Source organism: Dyella sedimenti (assembly GCF_022760995.1).
GTDB classification, from domain to species: Bacteria; Pseudomonadota; Gammaproteobacteria; order Xanthomonadales; family Rhodanobacteraceae; genus Dyella; species Dyella sedimenti.
This window is the reverse complement of the sequence record NZ_JAKWJO010000001.1, coordinates 523,614-537,478: the sequence shown is the minus strand read 5'-3', so window position 1 is coordinate 537,478 and position 13,865 is coordinate 523,614. Positions and strand designations below refer to the sequence as shown.

Annotated in this window: 11 protein-coding genes; 3 read left to right on the top strand and 8 right to left on the bottom strand. The window is 67.9% G+C overall.

Annotated features, from left to right (window positions below):
* Positions 1-68: 68 nt before the first annotated feature.
* The 7 genes from MJ605_RS02335 to MJ605_RS02305 all read right to left on the bottom strand — a co-directional run bounded on the left by MJ605_RS02335 (position 69) and on the right by MJ605_RS02305 (position 10,244).
* Complete coding sequence (locus MJ605_RS02335) at positions 69-779, bottom strand: DUF1045 domain-containing protein (RefSeq protein ID WP_243039245.1); 711 nt, start codon at positions 777-779, stop codon at positions 69-71.
* Positions 780-1,021: 242 nt separating this feature from the next.
* Positions 1,022-3,232, bottom strand: a complete 2,211-nt coding sequence (locus tag MJ605_RS02330; protein WP_243039244.1) for a DUF3141 domain-containing protein — start codon at positions 3,230-3,232, stop codon at positions 1,022-1,024.
* Positions 3,233-3,265: 33 nt separating this feature from the next.
* Positions 3,266-3,721 carry a phasin family protein gene (locus tag MJ605_RS02325; protein WP_243039243.1) on the bottom strand — a complete coding sequence of 152 codons (456 nt, stop codon included), beginning with the start codon at positions 3,719-3,721 and terminating at the stop codon, positions 3,266-3,268.
* 39 nt (positions 3,722-3,760) lie between these two features.
* Complete coding sequence (locus MJ605_RS02320) at positions 3,761-4,885, bottom strand: ABC transporter permease (RefSeq protein WP_243039242.1); 1,125 nt, start codon at positions 4,883-4,885, stop codon at positions 3,761-3,763.
* 1 nt (position 4,886) lies between these two features.
* The gene (gene rbbA / locus MJ605_RS02315; protein WP_345779511.1) at positions 4,887-7,640 is read right to left on the bottom strand and encodes a ribosome-associated ATPase/putative transporter RbbA; all 2,754 of its coding nucleotides are present in this window, start codon (positions 7,638-7,640) and stop codon (positions 4,887-4,889) included.
* Positions 7,641-7,643: 3 nt separating this feature from the next.
* Positions 7,644-8,723 carry an HlyD family secretion protein gene (locus MJ605_RS02310; RefSeq protein ID WP_243039241.1) on the bottom strand — a complete coding sequence of 360 codons (1,080 nt, stop codon included), beginning with the start codon at positions 8,721-8,723 and terminating at the stop codon, positions 7,644-7,646.
* A 15-nt stretch (positions 8,724-8,738) separates the two neighbouring features.
* Complete coding sequence (locus MJ605_RS02305) at positions 8,739-10,244, bottom strand: efflux transporter outer membrane subunit (protein WP_243039240.1); 1,506 nt, start codon at positions 10,242-10,244, stop codon at positions 8,739-8,741.
* A gap of 233 nt (positions 10,245-10,477) precedes the next feature.
* Between MJ605_RS02305 and MJ605_RS02300 the strand changes: the two genes are divergently transcribed.
* Positions 10,478-10,900, top strand: a complete 423-nt coding sequence (locus tag MJ605_RS02300; protein WP_243039239.1) for a PepSY domain-containing protein — start codon at positions 10,478-10,480, stop codon at positions 10,898-10,900.
* Positions 10,901-11,032: 132 nt separating this feature from the next.
* On the opposite strand, the gene MJ605_RS02295 is transcribed toward MJ605_RS02300, so the two are convergent.
* Positions 11,033-11,431, bottom strand: a complete 399-nt coding sequence (locus MJ605_RS02295) for an HU family DNA-binding protein (protein WP_243040004.1) — start codon at positions 11,429-11,431, stop codon at positions 11,033-11,035.
* 285 nt (positions 11,432-11,716) lie between these two features.
* Between MJ605_RS02295 and MJ605_RS02290 the strand changes: the two genes are divergently transcribed.
* Both MJ605_RS02290 and MJ605_RS02285 read left to right on the top strand, forming a co-directional pair.
* Positions 11,717-13,378, top strand: a complete 1,662-nt coding sequence (locus MJ605_RS02290; protein ID WP_243039238.1) for a M28 family metallopeptidase — start codon at positions 11,717-11,719, stop codon at positions 13,376-13,378.
* Between the two features lie 201 nt (positions 13,379-13,579).
* Complete coding sequence (locus MJ605_RS02285; protein ID WP_243039237.1) at positions 13,580-13,837, top strand: hypothetical protein; 258 nt, start codon at positions 13,580-13,582, stop codon at positions 13,835-13,837.
* Positions 13,838-13,865 lie beyond the last annotated feature (28 nt).

Genomic DNA, 13,865 nt, shown 5'->3' with positions numbered 1-13,865 from the left:
CACCCAGCCGAGCACGCCGTCCTTCCCCGCCCCGGACGGCCCCATCACATAGTAGAGGCGCCCGGCGCTCATGCCGCCGAGGTCTTGCGCAGGGCGATACGCTCCAGTGGCTCGAAAGCCGCGCCCGGCGAAGATTCGACGCATAGCGTCAGGGCATCGATGCGTGCCGCGGGCAGCATGGAGGCACGAATGGACAGCCAGCGCTGCAGTGCCCGCTCCTCCTCGACGGTGGCGGGCGCGGACAGCGTCATATGGAACCGGTAACGTTCAAACACGTAGGGATATCCGTAGCGTCCAAGGTAGTGGGTTTCGATCACGTCGAGCCCAGCGGCGCGATGCTGGAAGTCGGCATCGGCGAGCGGTGCGCGCAACGGCTCCACCGCTTCCACGCAGGCCGCCGCGAGCGCATTCACCGCGCGGCTCTCGCTCACCGGGCGCAGGCAGGGAAAGCCCGCCAGCCGGGCACAGCGCAGGCTCAACTGGATCGGCCCATGCCTGCCGGCCACCTCGGCCAGCGCGCGACGCAGGTCGTCCACGTCATGGTCGGGCGACAGTTCGAAAGGCGAACGCAGCGTCGCGTGCCAGCCATAGCGGCGCACGTCGGCGAGCAGGCGGTTCCAGCGCTCGCGCGCGATGCCGGGAATACCGTTCGGCGCAAGTTCGGCGCTTAGCCAATCGCGCCCCAGCGCGGCCAACGCGCTCGCCGGGGCAGGACAGAAGTACACCGCGTAGCGCATCAGGCCGCCTCGCCCGATGCCGGCCACCGAAACGGCCCGCATGGCCGTCCGGAGCAAGCCCTGGTTGTGCAGGTGGCGCCGGCCTCGCCGTATCCGGACTGGCCTGCCGCCCCGTTCCGCTCGCTCATCCTCTGCCTCACTGCAAGTTCGATCCACCGGCTCCCGGAAGAGCCAGCCAGGATCGCCTAGCTAACTAGACCTTTGTGACAGGACGGGGAACCCCGCGCCGGCCACGCGGCCCGGCCGTGAAGCACGCACCCGTCGGACGCGACGTGACGCAGCGGTCAATGCACCGGCGCTTCGTGCCCGGCTGCCTGCCGCGCGCGGTCGAACAGGTCCAGCATCTGCTGCAGGCTAGCCTGTTCCTGCCCGCTCGGCGGATCGCCCAGGTTGATGACCTGCGCTAGCGCATGCGCGGCTTCGGCCACGGCGCCAGGCTCGGCCCGCGCCAGCAGGACCGGCAGGGCGTCGATGGCCGCTTGCGGATCGTGGCGGAGCAGGCGCGCCTGGCTGCGCACCAAGTGACGGAAGGCTCCCATGTCGACTGGAGGGCGGCCCTTCTCCTGCTGGAGGCGCAGCGCATAGCGGAATTGCCGCTCATCGCCCTCGCCGCGCTGCCTGAGCACATAGAACAGCGCGCGAATGGCGGCCTCGGCCAGGCCGCCCTCGCCCATCTGCGCATGCAGCCGCGCCATTTCACCGGCCAGGAAGGCCCGGTGCTCCGGCGAGTCGCCGGGGTGCGGGCGCGGCGACGCATGGTCGCCCATGCTCTGCCCTGCCAGCGCCTGCAACCACGGCGAGCCGTACAGGAGATGGAAAAGCAGGGCATAGATCTCGTCGCGCCGGTCGCGGAAGCGATCCAGCGCCTGCGCGATGACCTGCGAGTTCCTCGCCTGCGCCTGCCACAGCGGATGGTCCGGATCCACCGGCAGGCGTTCCTCGCGCACCTGTTCGGCGAGGCTGGCCACGATGGGCGCCAGCGGATGCTCGTCGGACCACCACTCGTAGCCCACCCGCAACGGATGCAGCGCCTGCAGCCAGCGTGCCGACGACGGCGTGGATACCGCGCGCAGCCATGGCTGCAGAAAATTGCGGTATAGGGCCAGGTTGATTTCCGACAGCCGCCGCGCCGCCGCGAAGTGGCGGTCGCTGGCCGGATCGGGCTGCACGATGGCGCGCACGTCCTCGATCCCACGCCGGCGGACCGACAGCAGGTACGGGCCCTCGATCAGTTCGCCATGCGGCAGGTCCGCGGCCTTGTCCTCCACGGTGGCCTGGTAAAGGCCGGCCGGCAGCAGGTCGATCAAATCGATGTTGTTGGTGAACTCGCGGTGCTCCCTGCGACCTATGCTGCCGGAAACGAAGATGCCGAGGTGGCCGATGGAGTCGTGCGTGGCGTAGACGATGGTCTGGTCGTACCCGACGATGTCGTTGTCGTCCTGGTAGAGGTCGGTGATCCAGCCCAGCGCCTGTGGCGGTGTGGTGATGTTGTCGCCGTAGGAGCAGAACACCACGATCGGCGAGCGGACGTTGCGCAGGTCGATGCGCACGCCATCGGAGGTGAACAGTTCGGCCGAGGACAGCCGGTTGCCGATGAACAGGTTGTCGACGATGTACTGCATCTCCACGTCGTTGAGGAACACGTGGCCGCCCCAGTACTTCTCGAAGCCCAGGTAGCGCGGCGCCTCGGTATCCACCTTGGCGTAGAGGTTGTACTGCTTGGCCCACAGCGTATTGGCCGGATCGAGGTTCTCGAAGTTCTGCACCAGCCAGGCGCCGTCGAAGCGGCCCGCGCCCGCGTCGCTGGTCGCGGCGGTCAGCCAGCTTCCACCCATCAGGCCGCCGGCATAGCGCATCGGGTTCTCGCCCGCCCAGTACGACAGCGGCGCGCCCGCCACGATGATCGGCCCGAACAGCTCCGGCCACACCGCCGCGGTCATCAGCACCTGCCAGCCGGCCTGGCAGTTGCCGATCACCGCCGGCTTGCCGGGGCTGTCCGGATGCAGCTCGGCGACGCGGCGCAGGAACGCCGCCTCGGCGCGCATCACGTCCTCCACCGTCTGCCCGGGCACCGGATCGGGCAGGAATCCGACGAAATAGCAGGGATGCCCGGCCTTCAGCGCCGCGCCGATCTCGCTGTCCGGCTTGAAGCCGCCGATGCCCGGGCCGTGCCCGGCGCGCGGATCGACCACCACGAATGGACGCTTCGCCGGGTCGGAAGGGCTGCCTGCCGCCGGCAGGATGCGCACCATCCCGTAGTTCACCGGCCGCGGCAGGTCCAGGCCGGACATCACCAGTTCGCTGGGGAAATCCAGCACGTTGGGGATCTTCTCGCGCAGGTGTGCCTGGTACTGGTTGCCGCGCTCGCGCATCACGTCGGCGTAGAGCACGCTCCGTTGCCAGGCATCGACGGTGTAGGCGAGCGCACCCTCCAGCCACGGCACGTGGCCCAGGCCGGGCAGTTGGCCGGCCGATGCGGTCTGCGGTTGCTTCATGGCTTGCTCCCATGCGTTGCCGGATACGGCCGACTACTTGCCGCGCGCCGGTCCCTTGCCATCGGCCCAGGGCCACAGGTGCCCCCATTGCGCCATCAGGTCGTTCCATGGCGCCGCGGCGGCGGCATCGCCCGCGCCGCCCATCGCCCGCGCGGTGTCCTTCTGCCAGGTCTCGACGGCATCGCGCAGGCCCTGCGCGAAGTGCGCCTGCACGTTGGCGGCGATCTGGCCGGTGACGTTGGCGTCGCCCATGCGTTGCTGCAGCATGCGCCAGAAGCCATCCGCCGGCAGGGTCGACAACGCGGCCCAATCCTGCGCCTTCAGCAGCGCCTCCACGCGGGCCTGCGACTCGGCGATGCCATCGTCGGCCGCGCGGGTGGACAGTTCCAGCCACTTCTTCCAGTTCTCCATCACCAGTTTGTTGATGCGCAGTTGGAACTCGGTGTTGGCCTTGTAGAGGGCCAGGGGAAGGTCGCTTGCGTTGCTCATGGGTCATGCCCTCGATGTGATGCGTCTTGCGGTGGCCGCTTATGCCATCTGCCCGATAGCCTTGCGGAATCGTCGGAGCGACAGCGCGAACAATACGCTGCCGATCACCAGCAGCACCAGGAACGGCTTCCAAACCACGGAAAGCCCGGCCCCGCGGAACAGGATGGACTGGCCCAGCTCGACGAAATGTGTGGTCGGCGCCGCCAGCATCAGGTCGCGCACCAGCGCCGGCATGCTTTCCCGCGGCGTGGTGCCGCCGGACAGCAGTTGCAGGGGAATCAGGATCAGGATCAGCAGCAGGGCGAACTGCGGCATGCTGCGCGCGACCGTCGCCATGAAGATGCCCATCGCGGTGGTGGCGAACAGGCATAGCGCCGCGCCGGCCAGGAACAGGGGCACCGACCCCTGCACCGGCACGTGCAGCAGTCCTTGCACCACGAAGTGGAGGGAAGCGGCAACAGCGATCAATACCACCAGTCCCATCGACCAGACCTTGGCGAGCATGATCTCGGTCGGTGTCACCGGCATGACGAGCAGGTGCTCGATGGTGCCGTGCTCGCGCTCGCGGATCAGCGCGGCGCCGGTCAGGATGATCGACAGCATGGTGACGTTGTTGATGATCTGCATGAGGCCGCCGAACCAGGCCTTCTCCAGCTGTGGGTTGAAGCGCGCGCGCAGCACCAGGTCCACCGGCGGCGCGCCGGAACCCCGGTAGCGAGCGACGAATTCGTTGACCTCGCTCAATACGATCTGCTGGATATAGCTGCTGCCGGTGAACGCCTGGCTCATGCGGGTGGCATCGACATTGAGCTGGATCGCCGCCGGGCGCCCGGCCAGCACGTCGCGCTGGAGGTTGGGGGGCATGTTCAGCACGAAGGTGTAGCGCCCCGCATCCATGCCGGCATCCATCTCGCCCAGGCCGATCATGGCCGGCCGGGTGAACTGCGGTGGATAGAACGCGGTAAGGATGCGCTGGGACAAGGGCGAACCATCCTCGTCGACGATGGCGATGGAAGCATTGTGCAGGGCCTCGGGCACGGCCGAGGCCGAGGTATACACCGACACGGTGAAGGTATATACGATCAGGATCAGCATCATCGGGTCGCGGACCAGGCTCCATAGCTCCTTGACGCCCAGCCGGTAGATGTTCGTCAGCCAGCGCATGTCAGCGCTCCTGCTTGCGTAGCAGCGCCACCGCCACGCCCATGATCACCGGCATCGCCAGCAGCAATGGCCAGAACGCATCGCGCAGGTCGCCCAGCCCCAGCGCCTTGCTGAATACGCCGCGGCTGATGGTGAACATGTAGGTGGCCGGATAGATCCGGCCCATGAACCGGCCGAAGCCTTCCAGCGCGGACACCGGATCGGTCAGGCCCGAGAACTGCATGGCGGGGATCATGGTGCCGATCATGGCGAAGAACATCGCGGCGATCTGGCTGCGCGTCACCGCCGAGCACAACAGGCCCATGCCCGTGGAGATCATGCAGAACACCAGCGTGGCCAGCAGCAGCGCGAAGTAGTTGCCGGTGACCGGCACGCCGAACACGGTCACCGCCAGCAGGCTCATGGTCAGGAAATTGACCATCGCCAGCACCACATAGGGCAATTGCTTGCCCAGCAGGAACTCGATGCGCGTGACCGGCGTGACGTAGAGGTTCACGATGGAGCCCATTTCCTTCTCGCGCACCACCGCCAGCGCGGTGAGCATCGCCGGCAACATCAGCAGCAGCATCGGGATCACCGCGGGCACCATCGCCGGCAGGCTTCTCACGTCGGGGTTGTAGCGGAAGCGCGTCTCGATATCGACCGGGGCCACGGCCGACAGGCCCAGCCGCTCGCGCGCCTGCACCGCCAGCCATTGCTGGTGCATCCCCAAGACGTAGCCGCGTACCGTCTCGGCGCGGGCCGGCATGGCGCCGTCGATCCAGGCGGCGATGTCCGCGCCCTTGCCGCGCGCGACGTCCCGCGCGAACCCCGGCGGGATCTCGATGGCCAGCGACAGCTCGCCGGTGCGCATGCGGCGATCGAGGTCGGCGTAGTCGGCGATGGGTGGCCGCTCGATGAAATAGCGCGAGCCGGAAAGGTTCAGCGCATAGTTGTGGCTCAAACCGGTCTGGTCGCGGTCCAGCACGCCGTAGCGCAGGTTTTCCACGTCCATGTTCATGCCGTAGCCGATCACGAACATCAGGATCACCGAGCCGGCCAGCGCCAGCGTGGCGCGCACCGGATCGCGGCGCAATTCCAGCGATTCGCGCCACAGGTAGCTGAACATGCGCTGCAGACTGAAGCGGCGTGGCGGGTGCATGGCGTGGTCCGGCTCCGCCGCCGCGGACGGGGCAACCTCGTCCGTGGTGGGGCTGCCGCCGCCCGCATCGACCAGGTAGCCGATGAAGGCCTCTTCCAGCGTGGCGGCGCCGCGCTTGGCCACCAGCGCGGCGGGTACGTCGCTGTCCAGCACCTTGCCGGCATGCATCATCGACATGCGGTCGCAGCGCTCGGCCTCGTTCATGAAGTGCGTGGACATGAAGATGGTGACGTGGTCGCGCCGCGACAGCTCCACCAGCAATCGCCAGAAGTTGTCGCGCGCCACCGGGTCCACGCCGGAGGTGGGCTCGTCCAGGATCAGCAGCTCCGGCTTGTGCACCATCGCCACCGCCAGCGACAGGCGCTGGCGGATGCCGAGCGGGATGCTGTCGGGCAGGCTGTCCAGCACCTCGCCCAGGTTGAAACGCTCCACCATTTCCTCCACCCGAGGGGGCACGTCCGCCTCGGGCACGTGGAACAGGCGCGCATGCAGCACCAGGTTCTGCCGCACGGTCAGTTCCCCATAGAGGGAAAACGCCTGCGACATGTAGCCCACGCGACGGCGCGTGTCGAGGTCGCTGGAATTGACCGGCTTGCCGAACAGCCAGGCCTGGCCATCGCTGGCCGGCAGCAGGCCGGTCAGCATTTTCATGGTGGTGGTCTTGCCGCAACCGTTGGAGCCAAGGAAGCCGAAGATCTCGCCGCGCCGGATGCGGAAGTTCACGTGGTCCACCGCCACGAAATCGCCGAAGCGCATGGTGAGATCCCTGGCCTCGATGGCGATGTCGTGGTCGTCCGTCACCAGCGGCGGGATCACCACCGGCGCGTAGCCGCGTTTCTTCTCCTCCGGCAACAACGCGATGAAGGCGGTTTCCAGCGATGCGCTGCCAGTGCGCTCGAGCAACTCGGCGGGCGTGCCGGTGGCCAGCACGCGGCCATCGTCCATCGCCACCAGCCAGTCGAAGCGCTGCGCCTCGTCCATGTAGGCGGTGGCCACCATCACGCTCATGCCGGGCCGGGTGCGCCGGATGCGCGTGATCAGGTCCCAGAACTGCGCACGCGCCAGCGGGTCCACGCCGGTGGTAGGCTCGTCCAGGATCAAGAGATCCGGGTCGTGGATGAGCGCGCAGCACAGGCCCAGCTTCTGCTTCATGCCGCCGGAGAGCTTGCCCGCCGGCCGGTCCAGGAAGTCGTTCAGCCCGGTGCTGCGGGTCAGGTCGTCGATGCGGCGACGGCGTTCTGCGGCACCATGGCCGAACAGCCGCGCGAAGAACTGCAGGTTCTCCTCCACCGACAGCGTGGGATACAGGTTCTTGCCCAGGCCTTGCGGCATGTAGGCGATGAGCGGGCACACCCGGTCGCGATGGTGCTTGCTGGTCATGTCGCCGCCGAGCACGTCCACCTGCCCCTCCTGCACGGCGCGCGCGCCGGCGATCAGCGACATCAGGCTGGACTTGCCCACGCCGTCCGGCCCGATCAGCCCCACCATGCACCCGGCCGGCACGTCCAGGTCCACGCCCTTGAGCGCCACGGTCTTGCCGTAACGCAAGCGGACCGCGCGCAGGGTTCCCACGTACCCCGTCGACGCGGCTGGCATCGCGGCTGCGCCGGCCATCGGCTACTCCGGCAGCTTGACGGCAAGCTGCGGGGGCCAATCCTTGTCCGGATCGAGCTTCACCCAGGCCACGCCCGGCACACCGGTCTTCACCTGCTCCAGGTGCTTGCGCAGCAGCGCCGGCGGGATCTGCGCGCGAACGCGGAACATCAGCTTCTGCCGCTCGCTCGCCGTTTCCACCGTCTTGGGAGTGAACTGCGCGGCGCTCGCCACGAACGAGACCTTGGCCGGGATCACCCATTGCGGGATGGCGTCCAGCACGATGTGCACCTCGCTGCCCATGGCCACTTTGCCGGCCACCGTCTCGGGCAGGAAGAAGGTCATGTAGACGTCGGACAGGTCCAGCAGGTTGAGCACCTTGCCGCCGGCGCCCAGCACCTCGCCCGGCTGCGACACGCGGTACTGCACACGGCCGTCGCGCGGCGACTTGAGGTCGCTGTCGGCGATGTCCGCGTCGACGCGCGCGATGGTCGCCCGCGCTGCCTCCACCGACGAACGCAAGCCCACCAGTTGGGCCTTGGTCGCCTCCACCGCGGCGTTCGCCGAGGCAAGCCTGGCCTTGGCGGCCGCCACGGTGGCCTGCATGCCGCTGACCCGGGCGCGATCATCATCCAGTTCCTGCTCGGAGGAGGCACCCTCCTTCGCCAGCGTCTGCGAGCGCGCGAGCCGGCGCTGCGCATTGGCCAGTTCGCTCTCGTGCTGCGTGACCTGGGCCTGGGCGGCCGCCACGTCGCTCTGGCGCAATGCCACCTGCGCCTCGCCCGCGGCCACCTGGTGCCGCGCCTGCTGCTCGCCGGCCACCGCCTCGGCCCGCTGCGCCTGTAGCACGTCGACCTGCATCCGGGCCAGGGTCTGGCCGGCGCTGACGAAATCACCCTCGCGCACCAGGATGTCCTGGACACGTCCCGGCATCTTGGCCGCCACGTCTATCTCGGTGGCCTCGATGCGCCCGTTGCCACTGATGAAGCCCTCGCCAGGCCCGGATTGGCCCCACTTCTGCCAGGCGAACGTGCCCAGCAGCACGATCACCACCAGGCCGGCCACCAGCAGCAGTCTTTTCTTGAGCACGGGAGAGATAGCCATGGGTCTGGTTTCGCCTCAGGGACCTTGATGGGGCACGCCCGCTTCGGCGGGCGTGGAGACGCCGCCCCCCAGGGCGGCATACAGGCTGACCTCGCTGGACAGCAGGGCGCGCCGCGCGCGCACCAGCTCCTGCTCGGCCGACAGCAGGGCGCGCTGGGCATCGAGCACTTCCAGGTAAGGTATGGCACCGCTGTCGTAGCGCAGCTTGGCCAGGCGCGCGCGCTCGGTCTGCGCCGCCACCGTCTCGCGCTGGATGCGCACCTGCTCGACCAGCCACTGCCGGGCCGAGAGGGCATCGGCCACCTCGCGGAAGGCGTTCTGCACGGTGTTGTCGTAGTCGGCGACCGCGATGTCGCGGCGCACCTCGGACAATGCCAGGCCGGCCTGGCGGCGCCCGGCATCGAACACCGGCAGGGTCACGCTGGGCACGAACGCCCAGCTGCGGCTGCCTGCCTGGAACAGGCCATCGAGCTGCGCGCTGGCGGTGCCGAAGCTGCCGGTGAGCGCGATGCGGGGGAAAAAGTCCGCACGGGCAGCGCCGATATTGGCATTGGCCGCCTTCAGGCGGTATTCGGCCGCCTGGATGTCCGGACGGTCGGCCAGCAGGTCGGAAGGCAACCCCACCTGCAACGGCGCGAATACGCTGTCGTCGTCGAAACGCGTGTCGTCAGGCGCCAGGTCCACCGGTGCGCCGACCAGCTGCGCCAGGGCATGTGCCTGAGTGGCGCGTTCCTGCTCCAGCTGCGCGCCCAAGGCCTGGGCCTGGGTCAGCAGGGTCTGCACGTCGGTCAGTTCCAGCTTGGAGGCCGAGCCGACCTCATGCCGCCGGCTGAAGATGCGGTAGGACTCCTGCCGCGTCGCTATGGTCTGCCGGGTCAGCGCCAGGCGTTCGTCCAGCTCGCGCAGCGCCAGGTAGCTGTTGGCCACTTGCGCGACAAGGGTCAGCTGTACCGCGCGTTGCGCCGAGTCGGTGGCGAGGTATTGTTGCAATGCCGCCTCCTTGAGGCTGCGCACGCGTCCCCACAGGTCCAGCTCCCAGCTGCTCAGGCCCACGTAGAATTCGTAATCGGTGCTGATCACCGGTTGGCCGGTCACATTGAGGTCGCCCGGCACGCGCGCCCGGGTGCCCTGCGCCCCCAGGCCGATGGCGGGGAACTGCTCGGAGCGCTGGATGCGATAGGCCGCGCGCGCCTCGTCCACGCGCAGCATGGCCACGCGCAGGTCGCGGTTGTTGTCCAGCGCCGTGGCGATCAGTTGCTGCAGCCTGGGATCGACGAAATAACCACGCCAATCCAGTTGGACCGCGCGCGGCGCGCCCTCGGGCGCACCGGGCTGCACATCGCCCGGCCATGCGTTGGGCACGGCCATGGGCGGCGTCTGGTGCGGCGGCGCCATGCTCGCGCAACCGGCCAGCAGGGCCGCCCCCAGCAGCCAGCCGGGCCAGGCCAGTCGTCCGTCCGAGGACTCTGCCCCGCCCCTCGCCTCGTCGCCACTGGTTTGTTTCCTTGCTGTGCTTGGCACGGCTCAACCCCTGTGCGGCGAGTGCGCGGCACCGCGCGGTTCCTGTCGGAAAAAAATACCTGTCTCATCGTGACGCTTACGTCACGAATGGCCCTGCGCCATATCAAACGCGTGCGGCACGGCCATCCACTACCCGCCTTGACGGTGGATTGGCCATGGCTTTCCGCGCATTCACCGCATGTTGTTTCGGCGCATGCCAAAACTCGTGCCTCCCCTCCAGCAAAGAGGCATCCATGAAGAAGCTCGCTTCATTGACCATCGCGGCGGCATTGGGCGTTTGCGGCGCCGCCATGGCGCAGGAGGCGCTGACACAGCACCAAGTGCAGACTTCGCTCGAGCAGCAGGGCTACACCGAGGTGCACGGTCTCGAATTCAGCGATGGGGTATGGAAAGCCAAGGCCCGCAGCGCGAACGGCAAGCGCGTGAAAGTCCGCGTCGACCCCAGGACCGGGCAGGCCTTCCCGGACACCCAGGTCTCCCGGCTGAGCGAAAGCGAGGTGCGCGCGGCGCTCTCCACCGAAGGCTACACGCATGTGCACGACGTGGATTTCAGCGACGGCGTATGGACGGCCAAGGCGGACAGTCCCGCGGGCCAGAGCATCAGGTTGCAGGTGGATCCGGAGACGGGCCGGGTAATCGGCAGCGATCGCCGCTGAGCGGTGCGGCGGCGCCCCGGTGGATAGAGAGTCCGCCCTTCCCGGAGGCCCCGCCGTCGCGGCGGGCCGGCCATGCCACCAGGTGCGACGCAAAGGCCGCACCTGGCGTCCGATGTTATCGAATGGCTACGCTCAGAGCGCGGCGTCCTTCAGCTTCTTCAGCGGGCGAACCTTGATCTTCACCGTGGCCGGCTTGGCGGCGAACCACTGCTCTTCCTTGGTGAAGGGGTTGATGCCCTTGCGCTTGGGCTTGGCCGGCACGTTGACGGCGGTGATCTTCAGCAGACCCGGCAGGGTGAAGTGGCCGGCGCCCTTCTTGTGCACCGAGCTGGCCACGGCCGCTTCGAGCGACGCCAGCACCGCGCGCACGTCCTTGGCAATCACGCCGCTGGTTTCAGCGATGTGGGCGACCAGGCCCGACTTGCTCAATGCTTCCTTGATCGGCTTGTGAACGACTGCCTTGGCGGCGGTCTTCGGAGCCGCCTTCGGAGCGGCCTTCTTCTTCGCTGCTGCTTTCTGCGCCTTCGCCATACATTTCCCCGTGGTCATCAAAAGTGATGGTGTTTGGAATGCCTCTCGGCATGCGGAATGTATGGCATGCCAGCCCATCGCGCCAAGCTGCAGAACGGAAAAAATGCAGTTTTTTTGCCGCCTCGGGCTGACAGGGGTGAAGAAAGTCACTATCCGGCGCGTTCCGGACCTGTTTTCAAGGGGTTTTCCCGCATCCCCGGGAGGCCCAGGCCGACCGGCGGCTATGGACCCATGGCGGCGGCGCTCTCTACTATCGAGGTCCGTTTCCACGCCAGGTACCGCCCCATGAAGCGATTGGCCCTGTCCCTGCTCGCCCTGTCCGTAACGACGGCCCTGTTCGCCGCGGCCGCTCCGACCACCCCGACCATCGATCCGCATCGCCTGTCCGAGGAGGACAAGGCACTTTCCTCCGACGCCTTCGAGGGCCGCGGCCCGGCCACGCCCGCCGAGGCCAAGACCATCGACTACGTGGTCGCGCAATTCAAGGCCGCCGGCGTGCAGCCGGGCGGCGACCTGAAGAACGGCCAGCGCGAATGGACGCAGGCGGTGCCGCTGCTGCAGTCCGACATCGCCGGCACGCCCTCGCTGTCGTTCACGGTCAACGGCAAGACCGAAAAGCTCACCCAGGGCAAGGAAATCGCCGTGCGCGCCGCGCTGGACGGCTCCAAGGCGGTCTCGATCGACAAGGCGCCGCTGGTGTTCGTGGGCTACGGCGTGAAGGCGCCGGAGCGCCACTGGGACGACTTCAAGGGTGTGGACCTGCACGGCAAGATCGCCGTGGTGCTGATCAACGACCCCGACTTCGAGACCGGCGTCGGCGACTTCGGCGGCAAGGCCATGACCTACTACGGCCGCTGGACCTACAAGTACGAGGAAGCCGCCCGCCAGGGCGCCGCCGGCATGCTTATCGTGCACGAGACCGCGCCGGCCTCCTATGGCTGGGCCACCGTGGCCAATTCCAACACCAACACCCAGTTCGACGTGGTGCGCGACCATCCCTCCAGCGTGCATACGCCGGTCGAGGCGTGGATCCAGCGCGATGTGGCGGTGGACCTGTTCAAGGCCGCCGGCCTGGATTTCGAGGCGCTGAAGAAACAGGCCCAGACGCGCGACTTCAAGCCGGTGGAGCTGAAGGGCGAGAGCTTCTCGGCCAACTACAGGATCGACTCCAAGGTCATCACCTCGCACAACATCGTGGGTCGCATCGAGGGCAGCAAGCGCCCCGACGAAACCGTCATCTACAGCGCGCACTGGGACCACCTTGGCGTCGGCGCGCCCGACGCCAAGGGCGACCGCATCTACAACGGCGCCGTGGACAACGCCACCGGCACTGCCGCCCTGATCGAACTGGCCCGCGCCTTCGCCAGCCAGCCCAGGCCGGAGCGCTCGGTGGTGTTCCTCAACGTCACCGCCGAGGAAAAGGGCCTGCTGGGCTCGGAGTACTACGCCTCCAAGCCGCTCTACCCGCTGGCCACCACGGTGGCCGACATCAACATGGACGCGCTCGACCCGCACGGCCCGGCGCGCAATTTCACCATCTCCGGCAGCGCCAAGCTCGACCTGCTGGACGAGCTGACTGATACCGCCAAGCAGTGGAACCTGGTCTACTCGCCGGACCCGAAGCCGGAAGCGGGCCATTTCTTCCGCTCCGATCACTTCTCGTTCGCCAAGCGCGGCGTGCCGGCGATCTCGTTCGGCTCGGGCAACGACTGGGTGGACGGCGGCCTCGCCGCCGGCAAGGCCGCCGAGGACGACTACGTGGCCAGGCATTACCACCAGCCATCGGACGAATGGCAGGCCAGTTGGACGTTCACCGGCATGGCCCGCGACCTGCAGATCCTCTACAAGCTGGGCAGCGACCTGGCCAATTCCGATACCTGGCCCAACTGGAGCAAGGACTCGGAATTCCGCGCCGCCCGCGACGCCACCGCGGCGCAACGCAAGTAACCGTCCACGGATTCAGGCGAGGAAACGGCCCGCAGCGATGCGGGCCGTTTTTCATGGCGCGCCCTTCACGCCATGCTGATGTAGATGACGGCCGCCACCGTCCCGCCGCCTTCGCGCCATGGAACCGTCGCATGGGAATAACCAGCCAGTCACGCAAGGCTGGCAGGCTGCGCAGCATCCCCCATCGACCTTCGATGTCCCATGTTGGCGCAATACGTCTACCCGTCGAAGAACGGGCTTTTCCGCATCATCCGCCATGGCCGCCAATGGCGCACGCTGTGCGAGGCACGCGAGATCGGCCGCCACGAGACCGCCGAGGCGGCCCTGGTCGCCACCCGCATGGCCTGCCCCGAGGCGCGCCTGCCGGGCGAACTGGCACTGTGGCGCTTCGTTCCCGAGCAGGCGCTGGCGCATTCCCGGGTATCGGGTGAAGGCACGCGCTGGCGTTTGGCGGGATAGCCCCTTCCTCCTCTCCATGGAGGGGTCA

Coding starts and splice junctions, on each gene's coding strand:
- MJ605_RS02335 (WP_243039245.1), bottom strand. CDS start 779: ATGCGGGCCGTTTCGGTGGCCGGCATCGGGCGAGGCGGCCTGATGCGC.
- MJ605_RS02330 (WP_243039244.1), bottom strand. CDS start 3,232: ATGAAGCAACCGCAGACCGCATCGGCCGGCCAACTGCCCGGCCTGGGC.
- MJ605_RS02325 (WP_243039243.1), bottom strand. CDS start 3,721: ATGAGCAACGCAAGCGACCTTCCCCTGGCCCTCTACAAGGCCAACACC.
- MJ605_RS02320 (WP_243039242.1), bottom strand. CDS start 4,885: ATGCGCTGGCTGACGAACATCTACCGGCTGGGCGTCAAGGAGCTATGG.
- rbbA (WP_345779511.1), bottom strand. CDS start 7,640: ATGGCCGGCGCAGCCGCGATGCCAGCCGCGTCGACGGGGTACGTGGGA.
- MJ605_RS02310 (WP_243039241.1), bottom strand. CDS start 8,723: ATGGCTATCTCTCCCGTGCTCAAGAAAAGACTGCTGCTGGTGGCCGGC.
- MJ605_RS02300 (WP_243039239.1), top strand. CDS start 10,478: ATGAAGAAGCTCGCTTCATTGACCATCGCGGCGGCATTGGGCGTTTGC.
- MJ605_RS02295 (WP_243040004.1), bottom strand. CDS start 11,431: ATGGCGAAGGCGCAGAAAGCAGCAGCGAAGAAGAAGGCCGCTCCGAAG.
- MJ605_RS02290 (WP_243039238.1), top strand. CDS start 11,717: ATGAAGCGATTGGCCCTGTCCCTGCTCGCCCTGTCCGTAACGACGGCC.
- MJ605_RS02285 (WP_243039237.1), top strand. CDS start 13,580: ATGTTGGCGCAATACGTCTACCCGTCGAAGAACGGGCTTTTCCGCATC.